This window comes from Thalassospira indica, assembly GCF_003403095.1.
Classification (GTDB): Bacteria; Pseudomonadota; Alphaproteobacteria; order Rhodospirillales; family Thalassospiraceae; genus Thalassospira; species Thalassospira indica.
Genome location: NZ_CP031555.1, coordinates 611,256 through 636,419 on the forward strand (window position 1 = coordinate 611,256; position 25,164 = coordinate 636,419).

Sequence of the window (25,164 nt, forward strand, 5' to 3'; positions counted from 1 at the left end):
CAGATAGTATTCGCCGCTGTCATCAAATGTGCCAATCGCACCAATCGCCAAAGGTCCCAGCATGCAAAACCTTCCTGTGCTCTATATCGGCAATAAAAACTATTCCTCCTGGTCGCTGCGCGCCTGGCTTGGCCTGCGGGTGGCCGGCGTGGCGTTCGAGGAAAAGCTCGTCCCGCTCCGCTCCGAAGAATGGCACGCCAAGGCCCCGGTCTTTTCGCCCACGGCCAAGGTTCCGGCTTACTTCGATGGCACCAAAACCATCTGGGAGGCGCTTGGTATCCTCGAATATATCGCAGACAGTCAGCCCGACACCATGCTCTGGCCGCTTGATATCGATGTGCGGGCGATTGCGCGTGCCGTGTCGCTTGAAATGCATGGCGGGTTTGGGCCTTTGCGAAGCTCCATGCCGATGAATTGCCGCAAAAGCCTGCCTGGTCTTGGGCGCGGTCCTGGCGTGGACAAGGACATCAACCGTATCGGTGAAACCTTCAAGATGTGCCGGACCCAATATGGGCAGGGCGGTGATTTCCTGTTTGGTCATTTCTCGATTGCCGATGCCATGTATGCCCCGGTGGTAACAAGGTTCAAAACCTATGGCGTCACCCTTGATCCGATTGGCAATGCCTATATGGAAACCATCCTTGGCCTGCCGGAGATGAAGGAATGGTACGCCGATGCCGCGGCTGAGGAATGGGTGATTGACGACGCTGAGGTAAAATAACCCATGCCGGGTCTCACCGGAAAACTGCCCGAAATTGATCCGATGGGCGGGGATGCGGCACTCAATAAGCTGCTGTCTGAGGTCCGGGCGTGCCGGATTTGTGCCGAACACTTGCCGCTTGGGCCGCGCCCGGTGGTGCGCATGGCAAAATCGGCGCGCATTCTGGTGATTGGGCAGGCACCCGGCACGCGGGTGCATGAAACCGGTCTGCCGTGGAATGATGCGTCCGGCGACCGGTTGCGCGATTGGCTGGGATTGTCGGTCGATGATTTTTATGATCCGGGCAAACTCGCCATCATGCCAATGGGGTTTTGTTATCCCGGTCGCTTTGATCGTGGCGGGGATTTGCCGCCCCGTCCGGAATGCGCGCCGACTTGGCATGATGCCCTGCGCCATCATTTACCCAATATCGGCCTGACTCTTCTGATCGGGCAATACGCGCAGGAACGCTATCTTGGTCCGCGCCGGGCCAAAACCATGACCGAAACCGTGCATCACTTTGCCGATTTCCTGCCCGACGGCATCCTCCCCATGCCCCATCCAAGCTGGCGCAACACCGCCTGGATGAAAAAGAACCCGTGGTTTGAGGCCGACCTTTTGCCGGTGCTGCAATTACGTGTGCAAGGCTTGCTGACATAGACCGATTTGGGTTGTGCTGGTTTTTATGTTCCAATGCGCCCAGAAGACAAGCGGCCAACATTAAGGAGGCACAAGATATGAGCAAACTTGAAAAATCCACCATCGAAAAGGCGCTGACCCATCTTTCGGGATGGGCGCTTGCCGATGACGGGCTTTCGATCACGCGCGTCTACAAGTTTGGCGATTTCAATGCCGCGTTTGGCTTCATGACGCGGGTGGCACTCATGGCCGACAAGATGGATCACCATCCCGAATGGTTCAATGTCTATAACAAGGTCGAAATGACGCTGACCACCCACGATGCCGGTGGCGTGACGCAAAAGGACATTGATCTGGCAACCTTCTGCCAAACGGCTTCTGGTCAATAAGCCCTGCCAAATGAATTGCGCCCTGCCGCTGGGGGACGGCAGGGCGCATTGGCTGCGGATAAAGAATCGAAATCGTGTGGGACTATTTCGGTTCCAGCCGGACCGCGCCATCTATGCGAATGGTCTCGCCATTGATCATTTCATTTTCACAGATATGCGTCGCCAGACGGCCATATTCATGCGGATCGCCCAAGCGTTTCGGGAACGGGATATTTGCTGCAAGTGCGACCTGCATTTCATCAGGCAGGGCGGTGACCATCGGGGTGCCAAACATGCCCGGCGCAATCGACACAACACGAATGCCATGGCGTGCCAATTCACGTGCGGCCGGAAGGGTCATTGCGGCGACACCACCTTTTGATGCCGAATAGGCCGCCTGTCCGATCTGCCCTTCAAATGCCGCGATAGACGCCGTATTGATGATCACGCCCCTTTCTCCTCCGGGCGACGGTTCATTGCGGCTCATGGCCGTTGCGGCAACCCGCATCATATTGAATGTGCCGATCAGGTTGACATTGATCACGCGTGCAAAGGCATCCAGATCGGCCGGGCCTTCGCGCCCGACAATGCGTTCGCCCTGAAGGATTCCGGCACAGTTCACAAGGATCGATGGCGCGCCAAGATCCTCAACCACCTTGGCAACCGCCTGCTCGACACTTTCCCCGTTCGATACATCAACGCCATAGCCAACCCCGCCGAGTTTTTCGGCGGTCGCCCTAGCTCCGTCTGCATTCAAATCAAACGCCGCAATTCGTGCTCCGGCATGTGCCAGTGTCTCTGCCGTTGCTGCACCCAGACCGGATGCCGCCCCGGTTACAATGGCAATCGATCCCTTGATTTGCATGACGTGAAGCCTCCTGACGCGCGTTATTTTACTTAATTCGGTATTTATATACCAAATTATATCTTTTACGGGCAAGGGCTATTCCGGGGTGGTTCCTATATGCGGATTACGGGTGTGGTTAAGGCCCGGTTGCGCGCTTTGCAAGCTTGCGCTCACGCAGTGCGACATAGATCGCAGCGCCGATAATCATCGCCCCGCCGGGTAATATCCAGATATCGGGCACTTCGCCAAACAGGATCAGCGCAAGTACGGCAATGATCGGCAAACGCAAATAGGAAAATCCGACAAAGAAACTGTAATCGGCCAGTTGCAGGGCTTTGACATTGCAAACCTGCATCACATTCATCATCAACGCGGCAACCGCCATCAGGCCAAGTGCAGACCAACTTGGCGTCTGCCAGACGAATAATGCCGGGATCAGGGAAACCGATGTGGTGATGATCATCAGATAAAACAAAAGCGATGTGGTGGACTCGGTTGCCACCAACCGCTTTGTGATCAACCCGGCACTGGCCATGCAGATCGCCGCCGCAATTGGCAGAATGCTGGCCGCTTGCATGGTGTCTGTCCCGGGCTGAATGATCAGCGCCACACCAACAAACCCGATAACAATCGCAAGCCAGCGGTGAATGCGCACCTGTTCGCGCAAAATCACCGCGGCCAAAATGGTGCCAAACAGGGGTACTGTGAAATTAAGCGTCGTCGCCTCGGCCAGTGGCAAATACAACACCGCCATAAACCACAAACACATCTCCGCTGCCGACAACACCCCGCGCAAGCCAAACAAAGGCAGGCGCTTGGTCGCAAGGCTGCCAATCCCGCGCTTCATCACCATTGGCAAAATCAGGATCAGGCCAAAGGCAAAGCGCAAAAACACCGCCTGATAGGGATGCAGTTCCTCGGTGGCATAGCGGATCGTCAGGGTAAAACACGCCGCCAGAATGGCCGCAAGCAGCGCGAAAAAGCTTGCCCGCATCACATCGGACTGGGTGTTGAACCATGTCCGCATGCCGTCACGACTTCCTGTTGGACGGCGGCGGGTCAAGGTCGCTTGCCGTGGCCGAAAGCCCGCGCTTGATCCGGTTGGCTTCGCGGTTCAATTTCGCCTCGCGCCGCGCGATATAAAGTGCGGACCCGATAATCAGGGCCGCACCCGGCACCAGCCATATTTCCGGAACCTCGCCAAACATCACTAGGGCGATACCGACGACAAAGGGCAAGCGCAGGTAATTAAACCCGATCACAAAGCTGTAATCATAAACCCGAAAGGCGTTGGTGTTACAAAGCTGGGTGATGTTGGCCATGAACGCGCCCGCCACCATCAGGCCAAGCACCTCAAGGCTCGGTGTCTCCCAGACAAACAATGCCGGGATCAGGGTCAGGGGCGTGGTCAGCATCATCATGTAAAGGATGATGGCGGTCGGGTTTTCGGTCCGCGAAAGTGACTTGATCGTCAATCCTGCACTGGCCATGCAAATGGCCGCCGCAATCGGAAACAGGCTTGCCAGTTGCACGGTTTCGCTGCCCGGCCGGATGATCACCAGCACCCCGCCAAAACCGACCAGCAAGGCCGCAATCCGGTATTTGCGAACTTTCTCACCCAAAAAGATCGCGGCAAGGATGGTCCCAAACAGCGGCACGGTGAAATTAAGCGCCGTTGCCTCGGCCAGCGGCATATAGGCAATCGCCGAAAACCAGAAACTCATCGCCCCCATCGACAGAACCGCACGCAGGCAAAACATCGGAAAACGCTTGGTCTTAAGCGGCGTTAATCCTGCCCGCAACGCAATCGGGGCGATGAATAAAAGCCCAAAGAAATTGCGCAAAAACACCGCCTGCAACGGATCGATATGCTCGGTCGCAAGGCGGACAAACACCGAAAAGATCGCCGCACTGATCGATGCCATCAGGCCAAAGGCGGTCGCCTGCAAATAGGGCGGAAGTCCGTTAAACCACTCACGCATCGGGCTTGTCCTTTGCGGGGGCATCCCGATCCACGCGGGTCACCGGGATGGCTTGCGGATCGGCGGGTGCTGTGGTCGGCAGGTTGGCTTCCCTCTTGGCCCGTTTGGCCAGAACCGCCTCACGCCGCGCGATATAAAGTGCTGATCCAATGATCAAGGCCGCCCCCGCCCAGGTCCAGAAATCAACCACCTCGCCAAACATCACATAGGCCAAGGCCGCAACAAAGGGCAGGCGCAGGAAATCAAAAATCATGACATAGGACTGATCGGCCGTGCGATAGGCACGCACCAGCAATTGCTGTCCCGCTGTTCCGGTCACGGCAATGATCAACAGGATGAACAATTGCCACATGCTCGGTCCCTGCCAGTATATCAGCGCCGGGATCAGCGACAGCGGCGTCATGATCAGGCCCATCCAGGTTACGATGGCATTGGCACTTTCGGTCCGTGACAGCATTTTAACCGTGGTCATCGCGCACGCCATGAAAACCGTCGCGCCAAGCGCCAGGATCGCACCGGTCTCAAAACTTTGGCCAAACGGGCGGATCACAATCATCGCCCCGACAAAACCGATCGCAATCGCGCTCCAGCGACGCGCCCGCACGGTTTCACGTACCACTACTGCGGCCAGCACCGTGGTCAGGATCGGCAGGGTAAAGTTGATCGCAATGACCTGTGCCGCGGGTGACAGCGACAGGGCGGTAAAAATGCACGACATCGCCCCGAAACCGAGAACCCCGCGCAGAAAATGCAGCTTGAACCGCTCGGTCTTTAATCCGCTTGCGCCATGGCGCACCATCCACGGCACCATCGGCAACAATCCGAACAGGTTACGGAAAAACGATGCCTCGAACGGATGCAGGTCTGCTGTGACATAGCGGATAAAAACCGCCATTACCGCAAAACACATTGCAGCACTGATCATAAGAAGGGCGCCCATCAGGGCTGCATTGTCAGAGGCGGGGCGATGTAAAATCATTACAAGTAAAGGTTTACGCAGCTATCCGGAAAAAATCCAGTCTCGCGAACGGGGTATCGCATGGCAGCGGCGCATGGCAGACCCGGCAAATTTGGCGAACAGTTCGCGCACACCCGTTTTTCGTGTAAGATCAAGGCAATCAGCAAAATCCATTCAGGGGGAAGATAAATGGATGCAATTGATCGCAAACTGATCGACATCCTGCAGGAAGACGCATCACTGTCCTATTCGGTTCTGGGAACAAAGGTCGGGTTGTCTGTTTCTGCGGTGAATGATCGCGTGCGCAAGCTGCGCGAACAGGGGATTATTCAGGCCTATCGCATTTCGGTCGATCCAAACGCCATTGGCCGTGCCTTGACCGCAATGGTCTGGCTGCGCACCGATCCGGCCAAGGGCAACAAGAAACTGGTCAAATCCCTGATCAAGGCCGATGAAGTGCTGGAATGCCATCACATGACAGGACGCTTTGATTTTCTGGTCAAATTGCGCCTGCGCGATACCGGCCATCTGGAATCGTTCATTTCCGACACGATCAAGGAAATGCCCGGCGTGGTCGAAGTTCTGCCGGAAATCGCCTTGTCAACGGCCAAGGAAACCCTATTTGTTCCGGCGCAGGCCGACCACGAATAGGGGGCCGTGCCTGACTTTACAGTTTCAGGAAAATTTTGATCAGTCATCGGGGGTGATGGCATTGCCGGTCATCATTTCCTAAGTATCACTATGTGATAGTACTGCGCACGCAACCCGCCAAACCCATTCTGATGTCCCGACATAGGAGCCCCCGAAATGATTGAATCGATGAATCTGGTGATCCTGATTGCATCGATTCTGGTGGTGGTGGCTGTTTTCACCAGTCTGGTCAGCTTCCGGGTTGGCGCGCCCTTGCTGTTGGTGTTTCTGTTTGTCGGTCTGGCGGCGGGCGAGGACGGCATTGGCGGCATCATGTTCGACAATGCGCCGCTTGCCTATTTCATCGGCTCCATCGCGCTCGCCCTGATCCTGTTTGACAGTGGCTTTGAAACCCAGCTCCGAACGTTAAAAATCGCCGCCGGACCATCCCTTGTTCTGGCAACTTTCGGGGTGTTGATCACCACCGGGGTGATTGGCGGGGTCACCTGGCTGGTGCTCGATGTGCCGTGGCTGGTCGCACTTTTGTTCGGGGCGATTGTCAGCTCGACCGATGCGGCGGCGGTATTCTTCCTTTTGCGTGTGGGCGGCATCAATCTGCGTGATCGCACGCGCAGCACGCTTGAAGTTGAGTCTGGCTCAAACGACCCGATGGCGGTGTTTCTCACCATCTCGCTTGTCGAACTGATCATTCTGGGTGGTGGTGAAAACATCGCGCTTGAACTCCTGCAACGCTTCATCCTTCAGATCGGACTTGGCGCGATTTTCGGCCTTGCGGGTGGCTATGCGCTGGTCTGGATGATCAACCGGGTCAAACTTGAACCGGGCCTGGTGCCGATCATTACCATGGCGTTGGCACTCAGCCTGTTTGGCGCGACCAGTATTCTCGGCGGCAGTGGCTTTTTGGCGGTTTATGTCGCGGGTCTTTATGCCGGGAACAGCAACATGAAAATGAGCGTCGGCGTCCGGCGTTTTCAGCATGTCACCACTTGGCTTGCCCAGATCGCGATGTTTGTCACCTTGGGTCTGCTCGCCACCCCGTCCGAATTTGGCACAGTTGTCCTTCCGGGCGTTATTCTGGCGCTGGTTCTGGTGTTTGTCGCCCGTCCGGTGGCGGTCTGGCTGTGCCTGATGTTCTTTAACTTCTCGCGCAATGACACCGCCTTTATTTCATGGGTCGGTTTGCGCGGCGCGGTGTCCATCCTGCTTGCCATTGTGCCGATGGTCGAAGGCGTGCCCGAAGGGCAGCTGTTGTTTAACACCGCCTTTATTGTCGTGATTACCTCGCTTTTGCTGCAGGGCTGGACGATCCGGCGGATGGCGCATTGGCTGGGCATTATTGTGCCGGCCCGCCATGGCCCGGTGGACCGTATTGACCTTGAACTGCCCGGCAATGCCAATCAGGAAATCGTTGTCTATCGCGTCCACGAAGCCAGTGCCGTTGCCACCGGCCATCGTATTCCGCGCTGGGCACGGCCAAGCCTGATCCTGCGTGATGGTGCGTCATTGCGTCCGCATTCTGCCGGGCCGGTTCAGGGCGGTGATCAGGTCTATATCATCACCCCGCCCAAGCATGTCGACCTGCTCGACCAACTGTTTGCCGGTCCGGCCGAGGGCGCCAATGACGTCGAACTGTTTGGCGATTTCAGCTTCCCGGCCGATACCCGGATTGCCGATATTGGTCGTCTGTATGGCTTTGCCGTCGACGCTGATGACACCGAACTCACCGTGGCCGAAATCCTCGAACGCGATCTGCCCGGCGATCTCGAACTCGGTGATCGCATGCCCTATGGCACGGTGGAACTGATCGTGCGCCGCACAGATGATGAGCACGACGTGCTTGAGGTCGGCTTGGCGGTTGAACAACAAAAAGCCAAACCCAAACGCCGCATTCCGATCTTCCAGTCGCGCAGCGAATTGCTTGCAATCTGGAAAGACTGGCAGAAACGCAAACGCGCCGAAAAGAATGCGGCGCTGAGCGATCAGACATCATCAACGGCCAAGCAGATTGATGATGGCTCAGACGAGGCCGATGTGACTGAGGCCCCCGACGTGCCGGGCGCATCCGATGACACGGTCGACGATGTGGCTGGCGACGCGGTTAACGACACGTCCGGTGACACCCCCGAAGACGGTGCTGAAACCCCCGAACCAGAAGAAGACAGCGGCAAAAAGCCCGGCAAAGCAGGTCGGTCGAAAAAATCCTGATTGGCGATGCATTAGATTTCCGCTCTTTGGATTAGTTTGGCTAATGACAGGATCAAAAAAGCTGGTTTGGCGCCGGTTCTGAACTGCCCTAAATTGTGGCTTCAATTCTTTTGGAGTCCTTGGGCCATGTTCGGTCTTTACGCAGCAGTTGTCTTGATCTGGGGATCGACCTGGATCGCCATTCAGTATCAGCTTTCGGTCGCCCCCGAAGTCGCCGTCGCCTATCGCTTTGCCTTGGCAACGCTGATCTTGATGGCGTGGTGTGGCCTGCGCCGCTTGCCGATGCGTTTTACGCTGCGTGATCATTTCTTCATGGCGGTTCTGGGCGTCTGTCTGTTTTCGCTGAACTATGTCCTGATCTATGTCGCCAGTATCCATCTGACATCCGGGCTTCTGGCGGTGGTGTTTTCCACTATCGTCATCATGAATATGATTAATGGCGTGATCTTTTTCCGCCGCCGTCCCGAAACCCGCACCCTGATCGGGGCCGGGATCGGGCTTACCGGCATTGCCATGGTCTTTGCCAATGATCTGGCCGCCTTCGATCTGACCACCGGCGGCAGCATCGGTCTTCTGGTCTCCCTTGCCGGAAGTTACATCGCATCGCTTGGCAATATGGCATCAGCCCGCAACCATGCGCGCGGGGTTCCGGTCATGCAGGCCAATGCTTACGGCATGCTCTATGGCACGCTGTTGCTGTTTGGCTATATCGCGCTTGCCGGGATCCCGGTCACCTTTGATACCAGCACAAGCTTCCTTGCATCGTGGGTCTATCTCGCCCTGTTCGGATCGGTTTTGGGCTTTGGTTTCTATCTGACACTTCTGGGCAAGATCGGCCCGGATCGTGCGGCATACAGTTCGGTGATGTTCCCGATTGTCGCCCTGTTGCTGTCGACCTGGTTTGAGGATTTCCACTGGATGGGCAACATAATCTGGGGTGTGGCGCTGACATTGGTCGGCAACGTGGTTATTCTGACCAAACGGGTTCCCAAACCGGCGACCAAGGTGCTCGAACAGGTTGCACCAGTACCGCCAACTTGCGCAACAAACCCGACAGCAAAGCCCTGATGGCAGACCTGAAGACGGAGTAACAAGATGAACGGTGCGGCCTATTTCGAACGCATGGCGCAATATAATCTCTGGGCCAACACGCGTGCCTATGGGCTTTGCGCAAAATTGCCAGCCGCCGAACTCGATGCCCCGCGCACGGCCTTCTTCCCGTCGATCCTGTGCACGCTCAATCATATCCTGGTGGCTGATCGCATCTGGATGAGCCGCCTGCTCGGCAGTCCGGTGGCCATGCCGCTCAATACAATTCTCTATGAAAATTTCGATGAACTCCGCCACGCCCGCGTGGCCGAAGATCAGGCGATCATTGAGTTCACCAACGGCCTGACCGATGCCGTGGTAACCGCCGATCTTACCTATCACTCGGTCGCCGGTGATGCCTATACCATGCCGCGCAATCTGATATTGGCGCATATGTTCAATCATCAGACCCATCATCGCGGCCAGCTCTCGAACATGCTGATCGAAGCTGGCGCTGGCCCGCTTGAAATTGATCTGGTCTTTTTCGCCCGGGATCAGTTGGGATGATCGAACTTCTCGTTGTCTATACGCCGTTTCTGATCGCCGCCCTGTTGCTTAACATCTCTCCGGGGCCGGATATGGCCTATATTGTCGGGCAAACCGCGGTGCACGGCCGCAAGATCGGCCTGTTTTCATCGCTTGGCGTGATTTCGGGCGCCTTTGTCCATGTTTTGGCGGCAACTTTTGGCCTTTCGGCCATTCTTGCCACCTCGGCGCTGGCCTTTGCCATCGTCAAATGGATTGGCGTTGCCTATCTGGTGTGGCTTGGCATCGGCGCATTGCGCAGCAGCTTTGCCAAATCCGAAAGTGATGCGCAATCGGCTGAACCGGCTGCCCCGATTTCGACCAAACCGATGACTGCCTTTGGCGCTTGGCGTCAGGGGGTGATGATTGATGTGCTTAATCCGAAGGTGGCGATTTTCTTCATGGCCTTCCTGCCGCAATTCATTGACTCAACCCGTGGCAATGGCGCGGTGCAGTTTCTGGTACTCGGCCTGATGGTGCTTCTGATTGCCTTTGTGGTTGAGGGCATGCTGGTTTTGGCCGTGGCCTCGGCTGCTGGCCGGATCAAGGGCAGTCGCAAGCTTGGCGCCTGGTTGAACCGCGCACTTGGCGGCATGTTCATCGCCCTTGGCATCCGTCTTGCCATTTCCCAGCAATAGCCTGAAAAAATCAGCCTTGCTTAGGATTTCCGCGCCAGATAGGTGACCAGTGCCCGCGATGCCGGGGCGGCGGTAATGCCATGGGCAACCACGCTGATGCAGACGATCATGGTACCGGCGGCAAACAGTGGTTTGAACGCGCCCGGATCAATCATCGTCGCCATGATCAGCATATAAATCACCGAGGCGATCCCGCGCGGCCCGAACCAGCCGATATAAAGCTTTTCGCCCAGGCTATAGGGACTGCCAATCATGCAGATCCACACACAAAGCGGCCGCAGGACAGCAAGGCTTGCAATCGAAAACACCAGCATCGTCCAGGTCCAGCTTTCATAAAGCGCTGGCACAACGATCAGGCCAAAGACAAAGAATGTCAGCATGGTCAGAAGCTCTGACTCGGCCTCGCCAAAGCTTTCAATCGCGTCCTTGACCTTGTCACTGGAAATATTAAGCGCAAGCCCGCCGGCAAAGGCCGCGACAAAGCCATTGCCGCCCAATTCCTCGGCCAGCAGGAATATGAAAAGGGCGGCCAGAACGCCGAGTAACCTCTCAAACCGGTCAACGATAGTGCGGTGCTTGACCGCGTGATTGACTACCTGACCAATGACATAGCCACTGACCACCCCGATCACCGCCCCGATTGAAATCTCAAGCAGCGCCTCCGCGATCCAGCCCTGATGTCCGTTGCTCAGAAGATTGGCTTCGAGCAAAACTGCCGTGGTAAAGACCGGCAGGACCAACCCGTCATTCAGCCCGCTTTCAATATTAATGCCCTGGCGCACCGGTTCGGGCACGCCCTTGTTTTCAAGGACCGGTCGGCCAAGGGCGGCATCGGTCGGGCTGACAATAAGCGCAAGGATCAGGGCTGGCACCAACCCGATAGAGGCATCAAGCCCGACAATAAACGCCCATGTTACCCCGATGGTCAGCGGCAAGCCGATCAACAGCAGCCGGATCGCGACATTGCGCGCCGCACTTTCCTTGCGGTAATCGAGCACCGCCGCATCGAGAAACAGAATGATCGCCAGCGTCATCTCGGCAAAGCTGGTGGCAAAATGAATGCTGCCCGAAAGCGCACTCATTGGCGCCTCGTGCCAGATGCCCAGCGGCAGGGCGACCAGCATCCCGGTCAGAACCATCATCATCGGCGAGGATATATTGCGGCGTTGCAGGCGGCGCGATTGCAGGCCGTAAACCAGCCCGGAGCCGAGAAAAAGAATGATCACCCATTCAAACATGGCGCTGCCCAACCTGTTGCCCTGATCATGGCAAGTGTGCCCGAAAGGTGCCTGATCGCCAAATGTTTAAGGCATCACATGGCCTTACGCGATGGCCTTTTGCAAAACTGCCAACCCCTCGGCATGGGCGCGGCTGTCACCACTGGCAATCACCAGATCGCCACTGTTGATGGTAAGGGCATTGCCCGACCAGTCGGTAATGATCCCGCCCGCACCCTCAATCACCGGCACGGCGGCACAGAAATCATAAGGCTGCAAATTCGATTCCACCAACACATCGCCAAACCCCATGGCAATCAGGCCATAGCCATATGAATCAATACCGTAAATCGGCTGCTTGGCAGCCCCAAAGACCGCCTCATATCCGGCAATCGCCTTTGGTTCGACGAAAAGGTCCGGTCCGGTGGTGAAAATATTGGCATCTTTCAGGTGTTGGCATTCACGCGCCGTGACCACCTCGCCATTTAACGTCGTTGGCTGTCCTTCGACCCCGATCCAGCGTTCATCCAAAATCGCCTGATCAATCACACCCAGCACCGGCTTGCCATTGCGGCACAGCGCAATCAATGTGTTGAAGCTGGGCTTGCCGGTAATGAATGATTTGGTGCCGTCAATCGGATCCAGGATCCAGACATATTCGGCATCAAGGTTTTCCGGCCCGTATTCCTCACCCAGAATGCCATGGTCGGGAAGCTCCGCATGGATCAGATCACGCATGGTGCGCTCGATCGCCCGGTCGGCATCGGTCACAAGGCTGGCATCACCCTTTTCATCGATAGAAAGCGGCTTGCGGTAATAGCTTTGCAGCACCGGGCGCGCCGCATCGGCAAGCTTGTGGGCCATGGCAAGAAAAGGGTGGCTGTTGGTCATCGGATTTCCTGTGTCGGGCACTGTAAGGCAGGGGTTAACGGGCGAAGATTGGCGCGAAAATCACGCCATCGCCGTCTTGATGGTCGCCAGAACATCCTGATGGCAGCGTGCATCGCCACTGGCGATAACGTCCCCGGCACTATCCATATGAAGCGGCTTGCCCGCCCAGTCGGTCATTACCCCGCCAGCACCCTCAACCACCGGCACCAGCGCGCAGAAATCATACGCCTGAAGGCCTATCTCAACCACCGTGTCGGCAAGCCCAAGCGCGGTCAGGCCATAGGCATAGGCATCAACCCCATACATCGGCACCCGACAGCCTTTCGAAACCGCCTGATAGGCCTTGGCGGCATCGCCCGTAAACAGTTCAGGCGCGGTGGTAAAGAAGGTCGCACTTTTAAGGTCTTCGCATTCGCGTGCGCTGATCTCAACGCCATTCATCGTGCTGGCCTGTCCCATGACACCGACCCAGCGTTCATCGGTAATCGCCTGATCAATGATGCCCAGAACCGGGGTGCCGTTATGGCAAAGCGCAATCAGGGTCGCAAAGCTCGGCTTGCCGGAAATAAACGATTTGGTGCCGTCAATCGGATCAAGCACCCAGACATATTCCGCATCGACATTTTCCCTTCCATGTTCCTCGCCCAGAATGCCATGGTCTGGCAGCTCGGCATTGAGGATATCGCGCATGGTGCGTTCGACCTCGCGGTCGGCAATCGTCACCGGGCTGTCATCGGCCTTCACATCAACCGCGACCGGGGTGCGGTAATATTTGCGCACGACCGGGCGTGCGGCATCGGCCAGTTTGTGGGCGATTTCCAAAAACGGATCGAGATTTTCCATAAAGGCATTCCTGCAGGCGGTTGATGTCTGGCGGCGGGGTATGGTTATGGTCGGTACTATTTCCGCTTTGGGCCCGGAACGCAAGGATGCCATATATAAAGTCCCAAAGGACAAACCCTCAAACGCAAACAGGGGACAGTTTCCTGTCCCCTGCGAATTCGGTGCTGACCATAAATCTCGGTCAGGCGAAATATTTACTGCGCGGTGGCCGCGTCAACAGCATCGCCGGCTTCTTCAACTGCGCCTTCAACGGCTTCGGCTGCCTCATCGACAGTCTCTTCAACCGCGTCGGCTGCTTGGTCAACCGCTTCGGCGGCTTCAACCGCTGCCGGATCGGGCAGGGCGACCGGGTTGTCAGACTTGGTGTTCAGCCAGGCAATAACCGCGGCACGATCTTCGGCCTTTTTCAGACCGCCAAAGCTCATTTTGGTGCCATCGATGTAATCGCGCGGCTTGTAAAGGAACTCGTTCAGCTCCTCAAAGCCCCAGGTGCCACCATGGTTGGCCATCCCGTCAGAGTAGGAGAAGTCATCCTTGTGCGCGAACGCGGCACCAACGATGCCATAAAGGTTCGGGCCGGTTTTGTTCGGGCCGCCTTTTTCGACGTCATGGCAGGATGCGCATTTTTTGAAGACTTTCTCGCCTTCACCCATGTCGGCAGAGGCCAGCATGGCAAGAATCGGTTCCGGGCCTGCCGGTTCTGCCGGTGCAGCAGCCGGGGCATTTGCACCCGCCATCACATCTTCGGAGAACGGATATACCGGTGCTTCCAATTCCTCGGGATGGACCAGTGCGCTGCCGACCTTGCCGACAACCACTACCAGAAGCACAGCACAAATAACGCCGGCGACGATCTTGTTGATTTCCATCGTGTTCATGACGGGACCCCGTTACAGCCTAATCACTCTCAGGTTTTATCTTTATGTTCTACCTATGCGTTCCCGGCAATCCTCGATAAAGAGAAACACACATGTCACCGCTGGCAAAACTGGTTGGTGGGAAACTATACGTTTCAGCGATTTGCATCAACCTTTCTTAAACACCAAGGCGAACAAGCTTGCCTTAGAACTTTCGTCTAGTGTTCTGCAAAACGCGATTCCGCCTTTCGTCCTCCCACCAAAACCGGCTAATGTCGCGCCGATTCATACCTGTGTTCTGCCATTGCTTGTTCACATCACGCTTTGCGCAAGATCAAAAAGCAGGTGATTTGTGCCCCATGACTTATCCTTGGCCGGAGTGAAGAAATGTCGACCCCGCGCAATCCTGTCGTTGTAATTCCCGCCCGAATGGCGTCCACGCGTTTGCCCAATAAACCGCTGGCCGATATCTGTGGCGAACCAATGATCGTTCAGGTTTGGAAGCGCGCGACGGAGGCCGGAATCGGTCCGGTCCTGGTCGCCTGCGCCGAACAGGAAATTGCTGACGCGGTCACTGCTGCCGGGGGTATTGCCGTTCTGACCGATCCCGACCTGCCCAGCGGGTCGGACCGTGTGCATCAGGCACTGCAAACCTTCGACCCCGAAGGCAAATTTGATGCGGTGGTCAATGTGCAGGGGGATCTGCCGACCATTGATGCCGCCGACATCCGCGCAGTGTTTGAACCGCTTGCCGATCCGAATGTCGATATCGCGACCCTGGCGGCTGAAATCAAACGCGATGAAGAACGCACCAACCCCAATGTGGTCAAGGCCGTCGCGGCCTTTGGTTCGGGGCGTGTCGCACGCGCCCTTTATTTCACCCGTGCAACCGCACCCTATGGTGACGGGCCGCTTTATCATCACATCGGTCTTTATACCTATCGCCGTGCCGCCCTTGATCGGTTCGTTTCCCTGCCCCCCGCAGAACTCGAACAACGCGAAAAGCTTGAACAGCTGCGCGCGCTTGAAAACGGCATGGTGATCGCGGTCGCCCTTGTTGATGGCGTGCCGCTTGGTGTCGATACACAAGAAGACCTTGAACGCGCGCGCGAAGTGCTGGGTGCATAGTTGCGGTTTGACGCTTCAAGTGCTTTAAGTTCCTAGGGTCCAAACTCATTCACATGACCGATCCGGCAATTGATATGAGAGAAAAAGCTAGGAAAAGCCCGCAAACCGGGGTGATCCCCGGTCAAGGGATTTGACGACGAGGCTTTCTCTCATATCAGTTGTCCTTCGGATCGCCCGGATTTGCACGGGCTATTTTGTCGCAAAACCTTGAAAGATGTATATCTTCCTGCGATTTTGCTCCGCATATCCGCACAAATCCGGGGGACCGGAGCGATTATGTGAATGAGTTTGGACCCTAACCCAACAATTTGACCACTCAGGAAACAGCCAGATGACTGCGCAACAAAGGATCGCTTTTCAGGGAATGCACGGTGCCTATTCAGATCAGGCAGCCCGTCGCGCCTTTCCGGGTGCAACGACAGTACCGTACAGGACCTTTGAAGGCGCCTTTAGCGCACTCGAAGATGGCGATGTCGATCTGGCCGTGATCCCGATTGATAACACGCTGGCCGGGCGGGTGGCGGACGTTCACCACATCCTGCCTGAATCCGGTGTGCATATCATCGGTGAAACCTTCCTGCGCATTAACCATGCGCTGGTTGGCGTACCGGGCACGAAGATCGAAGACATCAAGGAAATCCACAGCCACGTTCACGCGCTTGGCCAATGCCGCAAATTGCGCAAGGAACTCGGTGTGAATGCCGTGGTCGGGCCGGATACCGCGGGCTGTGCCAAGGAAGTTGCTGATCGCGGCGATAAATCGATTGCCGCCATCGCACCGGTGCTGGCAGCCGAGATTTATGGTCTTGATGTGCTCCGGACCGAGGTCGAAGACGCCGAACACAACACCACGCGCTTTATCATTCTGGCGCGTGAACCGCTCGACATTCCCAATGACGGCACCCCGGTGGTGACAAGCTTTGTCTTCCGGGTGCGCAACGTTGCGGCTGCGCTCTATAAGGCACTCGGTGGTTTTGCCACCAACGGCATCAACATGACCAAGCTTGAAAGCTACATGGTTGAAGGCCACTTCACCGCGACCCAGTTCTTTGCCGAGGTCGAAGCCCACCCCGAACAACTTGGCCTGCGCCATGCGCTCGAAGAACTGCAATTTTTCTCGCACGAAGTCCGCATTCTGGGTGTTTATCCGGCGCACTCCTTCCGCAAGGAAAACAACCTTCCGGCGGAATAGGCGGAAAACAGAACGCGCAAAACAAAAAGGGCCGGACAAATCAATGTCCGGCCCTTTTTTTGAAATCAGGTTCTTACGACCCGGCTTGGTTCTTCAAGTCGGTCGAGAAACGATGAATGATCTGGCTCAGTTCAGCCGAGCGATCCGAAAGCTCTGCCGATGCCGATTTCAGTTCATCGGCATCGTTGGTCGTGCCCTGGGCGTTCTTCATAGTTTCGTCAACGCTCTGGGAAATCTGTTTCACACCATCCGCACTGCGGTTGGCATTGCCCGAAATTTCCTGCGTTGCCGCACCCTGTTCTTCAATGGCAGCCGCAATTGCGGTTGATGCGCTTCGGACCTGTTCGATGGTTTCCGAAACCCGCGAAATGCCAGTCACCGCACGTTCGGTGCCGTCAACAATGTCATTGATCTGGGCGGCGATTTCATCGGTCGCCTTTGCCGTCTGGGTGGCAAGGTTTTTGACCTCGTTTGCCACAACCGCAAAGCCTTTGCCCGCTTCACCGGCGCGCGCGGCCTCGATGGTGGCGTTCAGCGCCAGAAGGTTGGTCTGACCGGCAATATCGTTGATCAGGCCAATGATTTCCTTGATCTTGTCGACAGTCTCCGACAGGCCGGCAACGTCATTAGATGCGCTTTGGCTTTCATCGGTTGCCCGTTCGACAGTGTTTGACATCTGGGAAATCTGAACGTTGATCTCGGTGATCGAGGATGAAAGTTCCTCGGTCGCGGCGGCAACTGCATCGACGTTCTGGGAAACTTCACCGGCGGCGGACGCAACCTGCTGGCTCTGGCCCAGAATGCCATCGGCACTCTGTGACATGCTCACCGCAAGATCGGCACTGCGTTGAACCGAACGATCAACCGCTTTGGCGATCCCGCCGACTTCGCTTTCAAGCTTCTCGGCGATGGCGCGGATATTGCTGCGGCGTTCTTCTTCGGCTTTTTGTTTCTGCACGGCGGCATCAGCTTCAAGCTGCTGGGCCTGTGCCGACTTGTCACGCAGTGCCAGAACACCGGCGGCCATGTCGCCGATTTCAACGAACCGGGATTCGGTTTCGACCGGGGCCTTGTAATCGCCATCGGCAATCGTGCGAATGCTGCTGTTCAGGCCGACGATGCTGCGCGTGATCCGCGTACCGACAAGCCAGGACAAAACACCGGCAATGATGATCGCAATCACGGAAATGATCGCAATGCGCTGCATGACAGAAATGAATTCTGCCTGAACATCGTCCATATAGACGCCAGCGCCAAGGGCCCAGTTCCATTCCTTGATCGGGCGCACATAGGCGGCTTTCTCGATCAGTTTGTCACCTTCACCCGGCTTCTTGGTTTCATACAGGATCACATCGCCGCCCGCCTTGGCTGCGGCAACAATCATATTGCGCACCTTGCTGTCGGGATTACACTTGCCAACATCTTCCGGGCTCAGCGGGTCGAGCTGCATGCAGTAATTGTAATCTGTCGCAAAGATATAGTTCTGGCCGTCAAACCGGTATGCATTGAGCACATCCAGGGCCGCAGCCTTGGCTTCGTCTTCGGTCATCTCGCCGCTTTTTGCTTTGGCGATATAACTGTTGACGATGGTGACAGCGCCTTCGGTCAGGTGCGAAATCTGTTCAAATTTCCCGTTTCGAAGACTTGTCTGATAGTTCAAGGCAACTGTTGCAATGATGGCAAGCAGCACCAGCAGGCAGATGGCGGGAATCGAAAATATCCCTGTGACGACCCGAAATCGCATGATTATCCCCTTCCAAGCGATTGTAGTGTTCGCACTATATGCACTCAATTTGGGAACCAAATTATTAATATTATATGCGTTGTTTGTTACATGGTGGTTACAGATTCTGTTTCCAACACAAGGGTAATGCGTTTTTGCATGGCTGATCGGCGCGGGGATTGATTGACTTATGGTCAAATGCCCTGTATCACCCCGCTCATTCCTTCGCTTGCAAAGACAGAATGAGCTGTCAGGAACTGTATGAAAAGGCGAGGGCGGGTTCGGCGTGATGACGTCGATGCCTCACATCATTTGCCTCTCATGCAGGGTCCGACGCAGTGGCTGCTCTTTGCCGCGCACCGGTCATGACTTCGTTTGGGCAGGCACCCACAGGCGTTAACATGGCGCCGACCGGATAAACGAAGGACTTTCCTTTATGACGAATTTTAATGGGCTCAACCTGATCGAGCCCCTGCTGCGCAATGTTGAAGCTGCCGGTTTCTCCGCGCCGACCGAAATTCAGGCCGCGACGATTCCTGCTCTTCTCGAAGGCAAGGACCTGATGGGTATTTCCCATACGGGTGGCGGTAAAACCGCTGCATTCTGCCTGCCATTGCTGCAGCGTCTTGCCGAAAACCCGCAGCGCCCGAAACCGGGTCAGCCGCGTGCGGTTATTCTGGCTCCGACCCGCGAACTGGCCACCCAGATCGGCCAGTGCCTGCGCGATTTCAAAAAAGGCATCCGCCTGTTTTCTTCTGTTGTCTTTGGTGGCTCTCCGATGGGCCCGCAAATTCAGGAACTGCGCCGTGGCGTTGATATCCTGGTGGCGACCCCGGGCCGTCTGCTGGATCACATGTCGCGCAACACGGTTCGTTTCGACGATGTCGAAATCTTCATCCTTGATGAAGCCGACCGTATGCTTGATATGGGCTTCTCCGAAGACGTTCTGACCGTGGCTGAACTGCTGCCGAACAATCATCAGACCGTGATGTTCTCGGCAACCATGCCGGCCGAAGTCAAACACCTGACCGACCGTCTTCTCAAAGATCCGGTCAAGGTTGAAACCGCACCGCAGGCAAGTGTTACCGAACGTGTGACCCAGGTTGGCATGTTCGTGAAACGTCACGACAAGACCAAGCTTCTGGTTCAGATTCTCAACCGTGATGACACCGACCGCGTTCTGGTCTTTACCAAAACCAAGGCAGATGCCGACGAACTGTCGTTCCAGCTGCGCGATGAAGGCATCGACAGCGATGCCATCCATGGCGACAAACAGCAGCGCATCCGTCAGAAAATCCTGCGCAACTTCCGCAATGGTCAATTCCCGGTTCTGATCGCAACCGATGTTGCGGCCCGTGGTATCGACGTTCCGGGCATTACCCACGTTGTGAACTATGATCTGCCGCAGGATGCCGACAGCTATGTTCACCGTATCGGTCGTACCGGTCGTGGTTCTGCCGAAGGTATTGCGATTTCATTCTGTGAGCCGCGCGACATTCGCTTGCTTCGCAACATCGAACGCCTGATCAAACAGGATGTCGGGATCGACGAAGATCACGAATTCCATGCAGCCCCGCCGCCCCGTTCGTTCGGTGCCGGTGCTGGTGCAGGCGGTCGTGGTGGTCGCGGTGGCCGTGACGGTGGTCGTGGCTTTGGCGGCGGCGGTCGCGGTGGTTTCGGCGGCCGTGATGGCGGCCGGGGCCGTGGCGGCTTCGGCGGTGGTCGTGATGGTGCCCGTGGTGACAATCGTGACGGTGGTCGCGGTCGTGGTTTCGGCGGCCCGCGTGACGGTGCCCGCGCCGAAGGTGATCGCGCAGCCCGTGGCTTCGGTGGTCGTGATGAGGCACGCGATGGTGGCCGTGATGGCGCACGTCGTGACTTCAATGATCGTCCGCGTCGTGATGGCGGTGATTTCCGCAATGACCGCAAACCGCGCTTTGACAATGATGACCGTGCACCGCGCGGCGATCGTGAAGAGCGCAGTGGCGGCCGCGGTGGCAACTTCCGCCCCCGTGGTGAAGGTGGCAACCGTGACGAACGTCGCTTTGCCGACAAGCCGCGTGGTGATCGTGGCGGTAATTTCCGCGGTCGTGACGGTGGCAAAGACGGTGGCCGTGATGGTGCCCGTCGTGACTTTGGCGACCGTCCGCGTCGTGCAGAAGGTGGTCGCAACGAAGGTCGCGGCGGCAACCAGGGCATGAAGCGCCGTTCGGCATAATTCTGTCCCGCAGGGTTGCGGGGACTGTATGGGGGCTGCGCCGGGGAACGGCATAGACGTTTACGTCATGCCGGTGCGCAGCACTTCACAGGGACTTTGTTAAAGGGGGACCGGCTGGAAACAGCTGGTCCCTCGCTATTTTGGCCTGTGTTTCGCGCACGGGTTTGTAACGTAAAACTGTTTAGACCTATTCTGAAGTGGGGAATTGGTCTAAATTTACTACACCTAAGCGTAAGGTATCTGTTCTGTGTGTCTCAGGGCTCTGAAATGCAGGCAGAGGAAGAGTGGTAATGATGAGCATCAGAATTGCATTTCTGGCCGTGCTTTTGGCGACCGTTGTTGGCTCGGTATCTGTGCGTGCACAGTCGGGCAAAAGCGGACCTGTTTCCGATGCCGACGGGCAGCGCGATTGTTCGCGTCTGGTTGCGTCGGGCAATCCGGATTACCCACCCTATCTCTGGGTGGCCAAGGATGGCCAGACCCTGCAAGGTGCTGCTGCCGACTTTATCAAACGGGCCGGTGAACTGGCCGGTATTGAAGTCGATGTCGTCTATTCGGGCAACTGGGGCCGGGTGCAGCAACATATGCGCGACGGAACGATCGATCTGATCGCCGGTGCCTTCCTGACCCTGCCGCGTCTCGAATATATGGATTACTTCTATCCGGCCTTTCAGGGCACCCGCACCGTGATCTGGACGCATGACAATCTTGATCTGCGCTACAGCCAGTGGTCCGATCTGGTCGGGATTGATGGCCTGACCGTGATCAATAACAGTTTCGGGCAGGCGTTTGACACCTATGCCCGTCACAATCTAACCATCAGCGAAGTGCCAAGCCTCGAACAGGGCTTGCAGATGCTTTCGCTTGGTCGGGCGGAATACCTGATTTACGAAGAATTCCCCGGCAAGGCCGTGGCCGCCCATGAAAACATCACCAATATCCGCAGTTACGACACCCCGGTCAGCACCGAAAACCTCTATCTGACCATGTCGCACAAATCGGAATGCAACACCGGCGAACTGCGCGGCCGCCTGTCGCGTGCCGTCTTCGATCTCGTTTCCCGCAATGTGATGACCGAAATGCTCGAAGCCAGCATCCAGGAATGGGGCGACCAGACCAATTAGGGCCAGATAAACTACGGCCAGATAAACTAAGGTCAGGCCAACTGAGGCCAGACCTGCTAGGGTCAGCTAAACTAGGGTCAGACAAACCGCGGCTTGTCCCCGCGCCATAGGCGGGATGCCTCTGCCACACCCGTGTACGAACTGTCCCGATTGTTGCGGCAACGAAAATGTGAGGATTGCTCACATTTAATTTATGCCTCTGAAATCATAGGGGTTTTCCGCGCTCAGCGCGCGAACTGCAATCCGAAACCGTTGAATATCGTCGGCTTCACGGCGATTTAGTCTAGAAGCTGCCCGCCGCATCAAAAAACCGGTATAGCTATGCGGATTTAATTTGACGTTAACGTTAACGTCAACTACAACAGAGTCGCGTCATATCCCGGTGTGCTTGATCCTCATCGCGCCGGTTTCACCACAGGATCGCGACATGGCCTCGTTTGAACCGCAAAATCCCGATTACGTTGCCGAAGTGCGCCGGCGTTTCGCGCAGCAGCCCTACAATCTGTCGATCGGGGCGGAGGTTTCTGATGTCAAACCGGGCCGGGTCGAGGTGATCGTGCCAACGCGTGCTGATCTTGTTCAGCATAACGGCTATTTCCATGGCGGCTTGATCGCGGGTTTGGCCGATATCGCCGGCGGTTTCGCTGGCTGGAGCCTGGTCGCGGCCGATCAGGGCATGCTGACGATTGAATACAAACTCAACATCGTCGCACCGGGCATGGGCGATCAGTTGCGTGCGGTGGGCGAGGTGGTTTCACGTGGTCGGTCGATCATCGTCACCCGCATCGATGTCTTTGGTATGAGGAATACCGAAACGGTCCTCTGTGCGACCTCGCTTCAGACGCTCAAGGTGATGAAGCTTCCGCCGGAATTACTCACCAGCGCCGCATAATCGGTTTGATTATTCACTTTTATCAAAAAATCAGAACACCCAGGGCAGGAACTCCACAATGGCATTTTTCGACTTTCCCGGACTGAAATTCGATCTTGGCGAAACTGCCGAGGCAATTCGCGAAACCGTCTCGTCATTTGCCGAGGCCGAAATCGCCCCGCGCGCCGCCGAGATTGATGCAACCAACCAGTTCCCGAACGACCTTTGGCGCAAATTCGGTGATCTTGGCCTGCTGGGCATGACCGTGTCCGAAGAAGATGGCGGTACCGGCCTTGGATACCTTGAACATGTGATCGCCATGGAAGAAATCAGCCGTGCTTCGGCGTCGGTGGCCCTTTCTTATGGCGCGCATTCCAACCTGTGCGTCAACCAGATCAAACGCAACGCCACGCCCGAGCAAAAGGCCAAATACCTGCCCAAACTGATCAGTGGCGAGCATATCGGGGCGCTGGCGATGAGCGAGCCGGGCGCAGGCTCAGACGTCGTGTCGATGAAGCTTAAGGCCGAAAAAAAGGGGGATCGCTTTATCCTTAATGGCAACAAGATGTGGATCACCAACGGCCCGGATGCCCATACGCTGGTGGTTTATGCCAAAACCGATCCCGATGCCGGGCCCAAGGGCATTACCGCCTTTATCATTGAAAAGACGTTCAAGGGTTTCTCCACGGCGCAAAAGCTCGACAAACTGGGCATGCGTGGCTCCAACACCTGCGAACTCGTGTTCCAGGATTGCGAAGTGCCCGAGGAAAACATTCTGGGCCAACTCAATGGCGGTGTGCGTGTTTTGATGAGCGGCCTTGATTATGAACGTGCGGTTCTGGCCGCAGGCCCAACCGGCATCATGCGCGCCTGCATGGATGTGGTCGTGCCCTATATTCATGAACGCAAACAGTTCGGTAAGGCGATTGGCGAGTTCCAGCTGATGCAGGGCAAGATCGCCGATATGTACACCACAATGAATGCCTGTCGCGCCTATGTTTACGAAGTCGCCAAGGCGTGCGATCGCGGGGAAACCTCGCGCAAGGATGCGGCGGGTGTGATCCTCTATGCCGCAGAAAAGGCAACCTGGATGGCGCTGGAAGCCATTCAGACGCTGGGCGGCAATGGCTATATCAATGAGTATCCGACCGGCCGGTTGCTGCGTGATGCCAAGCTGTATGAAATCGGCGCAGGCACCAGCGAAATTCGCCGCATGCTGATTGGCCGCGAACTGTTTGGCGAAACCGCCTGAGTTCTGAGCTGAAACCCCAAACTTCGTCCCACGAACAAACGGACCCATACCATGAGCACTTCTGATCCGATCGTCATTGTTTCCTGTGCCCGCACCGCGATGGGCGGTCTGCAGGGGGATTTTGCCAGCGTGACTGCCGCCGAGCTGGGCGGTGTTGCAATCAAGGCAGCGCTTGAGCGCGGCGGTATTAGCGCCGATGATATTGATGAAGTCATCATGGGCAATGTCCTTCCCGCCGGTCAGGGGCAGGCACCGGCGCGTCAGGCCGCCTGGCATGCCGGCATCCCGCGTGCGGCGGGGGCGACCACGATCAACAAGATGTGCGGATCGGGCATGAAGGCCGTGATGTTTGCCCATGATACGCTGGTCGCCGGTGGCGCCAATGTCATGGTGGTGGGCGGCATGGAAAGCATGACCAATGCGCCGTTCCTGCTTCCGAAAATGCGGTCGGGCCACAAATACGGTCATGACATGGTCTATGACCACATGGCGCTCGATGGGCTTGAAGATGCCTATGACAAGGGCCGTTCGATGGGCACCTTTGCCGAGGCAACCGCCGAGAAATACGGCTTCACCCGCAAAGAGCAGGATGACTATGCCATTACCTCGCTGACGCGGGCGCAAAATGCCGCCACGTCCGGCCATTTTGCCGATGAGATTACCCCGGTGACCTTTAACACCCGCAAGGGCGAGGTCACGATTGATGCCGACGAACAGCCACCCAAGGCGAGGCCTGAAAAAATCCCGACCCTGCGCCCGGCCTTCGCCAAGGACGGTACGGTAACCGCCGCCCATTCGGCATCGATTTCCGATGGCGCTGCGGCCCTTGTGATGATGCGCGCGTCGGAAGCCGAAAAGCGCGGGCTAAAGCCGCTTGCCAAGATCGTTGGTCAGTCGACCCACGCCCAGGAACCCTGCTGGTTCACGACCGCCCCGATTGATGCGATCAAAAAGGTGCTGGGCAAAACCGGCTGGTCCAAGGACGATGTCGATCTGTGGGAAATCAACGAAGCCTTTGCCGTGGTCGCCATGGCTGCGATCCGTGATCTGGAACTTGATCACGGCAAGGTCAATGTCCATGGCGGGGCCTGCGCACTCGGTCATCCGATTGGTGCGACCGGGGCGCGGTTGCTCGTAACCCTGATCCATGCGCTTAAAACCCATGGCGGGACCAAGGGTGTGGCGTCGCTTTGCATTGGTGGCGGTGAGGCCACGGCGGTCGCCATCGAGCTGCTTTAAGTTTTTG

The 25,164-nt window shown here is 56.7% G+C and carries 24 protein-coding genes; 15 read left to right on the top strand and 9 right to left on the bottom strand.

The features are described from left to right. Positions 1-61 precede the first annotated feature (61 nt). The 3 genes from DY252_RS02870 (at position 62) to DY252_RS02880 (ending at position 1,728) form a co-directional block, all read left to right on the top strand. Positions 62-721 carry a glutathione S-transferase family protein gene (locus DY252_RS02870; RefSeq protein WP_064787728.1) on the top strand — a complete coding sequence of 220 codons (660 nt, stop codon included), beginning with the start codon at positions 62-64 and terminating at the stop codon, positions 719-721. Between the two features lie 3 nt (positions 722-724). Next, positions 725-1,360, top strand: a complete 636-nt coding sequence (locus DY252_RS02875; RefSeq protein WP_174713870.1) for a uracil-DNA glycosylase family protein — start codon at positions 725-727, stop codon at positions 1,358-1,360. A gap of 77 nt (positions 1,361-1,437) precedes the next feature. Then, positions 1,438-1,728, top strand: coding sequence for a 4a-hydroxytetrahydrobiopterin dehydratase (locus DY252_RS02880; RefSeq protein ID WP_064787727.1), 291 nt, complete (start codon positions 1,438-1,440; stop codon positions 1,726-1,728). A gap of 82 nt (positions 1,729-1,810) precedes the next feature. Here DY252_RS02880 and DY252_RS02885 read toward each other — a convergent pair whose 3' ends face one another. From DY252_RS02885 to DY252_RS02900, 4 genes are all read right to left on the bottom strand, one after another. Then, on the bottom strand, positions 1,811-2,572 hold the full coding sequence (locus DY252_RS02885) for an SDR family NAD(P)-dependent oxidoreductase (protein ID WP_064787726.1): 762 nt from the start codon (positions 2,570-2,572) through the stop codon (positions 1,811-1,813). A 118-nt stretch (positions 2,573-2,690) separates the two neighbouring features. Then, positions 2,691-3,581: a DMT family transporter gene (locus DY252_RS02890; protein ID WP_064787725.1), complete on the bottom strand. Its 891-nt coding sequence runs from the start codon at positions 3,579-3,581 to the stop codon at positions 2,691-2,693. 4 nt (positions 3,582-3,585) lie between these two features. Further along, positions 3,586-4,536: a DMT family transporter gene (locus tag DY252_RS02895; protein ID WP_063086684.1), complete on the bottom strand. Its 951-nt coding sequence runs from the start codon at positions 4,534-4,536 to the stop codon at positions 3,586-3,588. Beyond that, a complete protein-coding gene (locus DY252_RS02900) occupies positions 4,529-5,476 on the bottom strand; it encodes a DMT family transporter (protein ID WP_231959633.1) in 948 nt (315 codons plus the stop codon). Before DY252_RS02900 ends, DY252_RS02895 begins: the two co-directional genes overlap by 8 nt. A 207-nt stretch (positions 5,477-5,683) precedes the next feature. Here DY252_RS02900 and DY252_RS02905 point away from each other — a divergent pair, with 207 nt between their 5' ends. The 5 genes from DY252_RS02905 to DY252_RS02925 all read left to right on the top strand — a co-directional run bounded on the left by DY252_RS02905 (position 5,684) and on the right by DY252_RS02925 (position 10,602). Beyond that, complete coding sequence (locus tag DY252_RS02905; protein ID WP_063086688.1) at positions 5,684-6,145, top strand: Lrp/AsnC family transcriptional regulator; 462 nt, start codon at positions 5,684-5,686, stop codon at positions 6,143-6,145. Between the two features lie 156 nt (positions 6,146-6,301). Next, positions 6,302-8,350, top strand: coding sequence for a potassium/proton antiporter (locus DY252_RS02910; protein ID WP_064787723.1), 2,049 nt, complete (start codon positions 6,302-6,304; stop codon positions 8,348-8,350). A gap of 126 nt (positions 8,351-8,476) precedes the next feature. Next, on the top strand, positions 8,477-9,418 hold the full coding sequence (locus DY252_RS02915) for a DMT family transporter (protein ID WP_064787722.1): 942 nt from the start codon (positions 8,477-8,479) through the stop codon (positions 9,416-9,418). 27 nt (positions 9,419-9,445) lie between these two features. Continuing rightward, positions 9,446-9,946 carry a DinB family protein gene (locus DY252_RS02920; protein ID WP_064787721.1) on the top strand — a complete coding sequence of 167 codons (501 nt, stop codon included), beginning with the start codon at positions 9,446-9,448 and terminating at the stop codon, positions 9,944-9,946. Further along, the gene (locus DY252_RS02925) at positions 9,943-10,602 is read left to right on the top strand and encodes a LysE family translocator (protein ID WP_064787720.1); all 660 of its coding nucleotides are present in this window, start codon (positions 9,943-9,945) and stop codon (positions 10,600-10,602) included. Before DY252_RS02920 ends, DY252_RS02925 begins: the two co-directional genes overlap by 4 nt. A 20-nt stretch (positions 10,603-10,622) precedes the next feature. Here DY252_RS02925 and DY252_RS02930 read toward each other — a convergent pair whose 3' ends face one another. The 4 genes from DY252_RS02930 to DY252_RS02945 form a co-directional block, all read right to left on the bottom strand. Continuing rightward, positions 10,623-11,840: a cation:proton antiporter gene (locus DY252_RS02930; protein WP_064787719.1), complete on the bottom strand. Its 1,218-nt coding sequence runs from the start codon at positions 11,838-11,840 to the stop codon at positions 10,623-10,625. A gap of 84 nt (positions 11,841-11,924) precedes the next feature. Next, positions 11,925-12,710: an inositol monophosphatase family protein gene (locus DY252_RS02935; protein ID WP_064787718.1), complete on the bottom strand. Its 786-nt coding sequence runs from the start codon at positions 12,708-12,710 to the stop codon at positions 11,925-11,927. Between the two features lie 60 nt (positions 12,711-12,770). Further along, on the bottom strand, positions 12,771-13,553 hold the full coding sequence (gene hisN / locus DY252_RS02940; RefSeq protein ID WP_064787716.1) for a histidinol-phosphatase: 783 nt from the start codon (positions 13,551-13,553) through the stop codon (positions 12,771-12,773). Between the two features lie 194 nt (positions 13,554-13,747). Then, positions 13,748-14,431, bottom strand: coding sequence for a c-type cytochrome (locus tag DY252_RS02945; RefSeq protein ID WP_064787714.1), 684 nt, complete (start codon positions 14,429-14,431; stop codon positions 13,748-13,750). A gap of 366 nt (positions 14,432-14,797) precedes the next feature. Between DY252_RS02945 and DY252_RS02950 the strand changes: the two genes are divergently transcribed. Then, entirely contained in the window at positions 14,798-15,538 is a 741-nt protein-coding gene (locus DY252_RS02950; protein ID WP_064787713.1) for a 3-deoxy-manno-octulosonate cytidylyltransferase, read from the top strand. A 331-nt stretch (positions 15,539-15,869) separates the two neighbouring features. Continuing rightward, complete coding sequence (locus DY252_RS02955) at positions 15,870-16,730, top strand: prephenate dehydratase (protein WP_040822211.1); 861 nt, start codon at positions 15,870-15,872, stop codon at positions 16,728-16,730. 73 nt (positions 16,731-16,803) lie between these two features. On the opposite strand, the gene DY252_RS02960 is transcribed toward DY252_RS02955, so the two are convergent. Further along, complete coding sequence (locus DY252_RS02960) at positions 16,804-18,474, bottom strand: methyl-accepting chemotaxis protein (RefSeq protein ID WP_064787711.1); 1,671 nt, start codon at positions 18,472-18,474, stop codon at positions 16,804-16,806. 415 nt (positions 18,475-18,889) lie between these two features. Between DY252_RS02960 and DY252_RS02965 the strand changes: the two genes are divergently transcribed. From DY252_RS02965 to DY252_RS02985, 5 genes are all read left to right on the top strand, one after another. Next, positions 18,890-20,671 carry a DEAD/DEAH box helicase gene (locus DY252_RS02965; protein ID WP_064787710.1) on the top strand — a complete coding sequence of 594 codons (1,782 nt, stop codon included), beginning with the start codon at positions 18,890-18,892 and terminating at the stop codon, positions 20,669-20,671. A 290-nt stretch (positions 20,672-20,961) separates the two neighbouring features. Beyond that, the gene (locus tag DY252_RS02970) at positions 20,962-21,795 is read left to right on the top strand and encodes a substrate-binding periplasmic protein (protein WP_064787708.1); all 834 of its coding nucleotides are present in this window, start codon (positions 20,962-20,964) and stop codon (positions 21,793-21,795) included. Positions 21,796-22,222: 427 nt separating this feature from the next. After that, a complete protein-coding gene (locus DY252_RS02975) occupies positions 22,223-22,687 on the top strand; it encodes a PaaI family thioesterase (RefSeq protein ID WP_064788266.1) in 465 nt (154 codons plus the stop codon). Between the two features lie 58 nt (positions 22,688-22,745). Then, complete coding sequence (locus tag DY252_RS02980) at positions 22,746-23,918, top strand: isovaleryl-CoA dehydrogenase (protein ID WP_064787706.1); 1,173 nt, start codon at positions 22,746-22,748, stop codon at positions 23,916-23,918. 51 nt (positions 23,919-23,969) lie between these two features. After that, positions 23,970-25,157: an acetyl-CoA C-acyltransferase gene (locus DY252_RS02985; RefSeq protein ID WP_064787704.1), complete on the top strand. Its 1,188-nt coding sequence runs from the start codon at positions 23,970-23,972 to the stop codon at positions 25,155-25,157. The last annotated feature ends 7 nt before the right edge of the window (positions 25,158-25,164 follow it).

What these genes read in the sequence shown, in the direction of transcription:
- DY252_RS02870 (WP_064787728.1), top strand. Translation starts at nt 62, where the DNA reads ATGCAAAACCTTCCTGTGCTCTATATCGGCAATAAAAACTATTCCTCC.
- DY252_RS02875 (WP_174713870.1), top strand. Translation starts at nt 725, where the DNA reads ATGCCGGGTCTCACCGGAAAACTGCCCGAAATTGATCCGATGGGCGGG.
- DY252_RS02880 (WP_064787727.1), top strand. Translation starts at nt 1,438, where the DNA reads ATGAGCAAACTTGAAAAATCCACCATCGAAAAGGCGCTGACCCATCTT.
- DY252_RS02885 (WP_064787726.1), bottom strand. Translation starts at nt 2,572, where the DNA reads ATGCAAATCAAGGGATCGATTGCCATTGTAACCGGGGCGGCATCCGGT.
- DY252_RS02890 (WP_064787725.1), bottom strand. Translation starts at nt 3,581, where the DNA reads ATGCGGACATGGTTCAACACCCAGTCCGATGTGATGCGGGCAAGCTTT.
- DY252_RS02895 (WP_063086684.1), bottom strand. Translation starts at nt 4,536, where the DNA reads ATGCGTGAGTGGTTTAACGGACTTCCGCCCTATTTGCAGGCGACCGCC.
- DY252_RS02900 (WP_231959633.1), bottom strand. Translation starts at nt 5,476, where the DNA reads ATGGGCGCCCTTCTTATGATCAGTGCTGCAATGTGTTTTGCGGTAATG.
- DY252_RS02905 (WP_063086688.1), top strand. Translation starts at nt 5,684, where the DNA reads ATGGATGCAATTGATCGCAAACTGATCGACATCCTGCAGGAAGACGCA.
- DY252_RS02910 (WP_064787723.1), top strand. Translation starts at nt 6,302, where the DNA reads ATGATTGAATCGATGAATCTGGTGATCCTGATTGCATCGATTCTGGTG.
- DY252_RS02915 (WP_064787722.1), top strand. Translation starts at nt 8,477, where the DNA reads ATGTTCGGTCTTTACGCAGCAGTTGTCTTGATCTGGGGATCGACCTGG.
- DY252_RS02920 (WP_064787721.1), top strand. Translation starts at nt 9,446, where the DNA reads ATGAACGGTGCGGCCTATTTCGAACGCATGGCGCAATATAATCTCTGG.
- DY252_RS02925 (WP_064787720.1), top strand. Translation starts at nt 9,943, where the DNA reads ATGATCGAACTTCTCGTTGTCTATACGCCGTTTCTGATCGCCGCCCTG.
- DY252_RS02930 (WP_064787719.1), bottom strand. Translation starts at nt 11,840, where the DNA reads ATGTTTGAATGGGTGATCATTCTTTTTCTCGGCTCCGGGCTGGTTTAC.
- DY252_RS02935 (WP_064787718.1), bottom strand. Translation starts at nt 12,710, where the DNA reads ATGACCAACAGCCACCCTTTTCTTGCCATGGCCCACAAGCTTGCCGAT.
- hisN (WP_064787716.1), bottom strand. Translation starts at nt 13,553, where the DNA reads ATGGAAAATCTCGATCCGTTTTTGGAAATCGCCCACAAACTGGCCGAT.
- DY252_RS02945 (WP_064787714.1), bottom strand. Translation starts at nt 14,431, where the DNA reads ATGAACACGATGGAAATCAACAAGATCGTCGCCGGCGTTATTTGTGCT.
- DY252_RS02950 (WP_064787713.1), top strand. Translation starts at nt 14,798, where the DNA reads ATGTCGACCCCGCGCAATCCTGTCGTTGTAATTCCCGCCCGAATGGCG.
- DY252_RS02955 (WP_040822211.1), top strand. Translation starts at nt 15,870, where the DNA reads ATGACTGCGCAACAAAGGATCGCTTTTCAGGGAATGCACGGTGCCTAT.
- DY252_RS02960 (WP_064787711.1), bottom strand. Translation starts at nt 18,474, where the DNA reads ATGCGATTTCGGGTCGTCACAGGGATATTTTCGATTCCCGCCATCTGC.
- DY252_RS02965 (WP_064787710.1), top strand. Translation starts at nt 18,890, where the DNA reads ATGACGAATTTTAATGGGCTCAACCTGATCGAGCCCCTGCTGCGCAAT.
- DY252_RS02970 (WP_064787708.1), top strand. Translation starts at nt 20,962, where the DNA reads ATGATGAGCATCAGAATTGCATTTCTGGCCGTGCTTTTGGCGACCGTT.
- DY252_RS02975 (WP_064788266.1), top strand. Translation starts at nt 22,223, where the DNA reads ATGGCCTCGTTTGAACCGCAAAATCCCGATTACGTTGCCGAAGTGCGC.
- DY252_RS02980 (WP_064787706.1), top strand. Translation starts at nt 22,746, where the DNA reads ATGGCATTTTTCGACTTTCCCGGACTGAAATTCGATCTTGGCGAAACT.
- DY252_RS02985 (WP_064787704.1), top strand. Translation starts at nt 23,970, where the DNA reads ATGAGCACTTCTGATCCGATCGTCATTGTTTCCTGTGCCCGCACCGCG.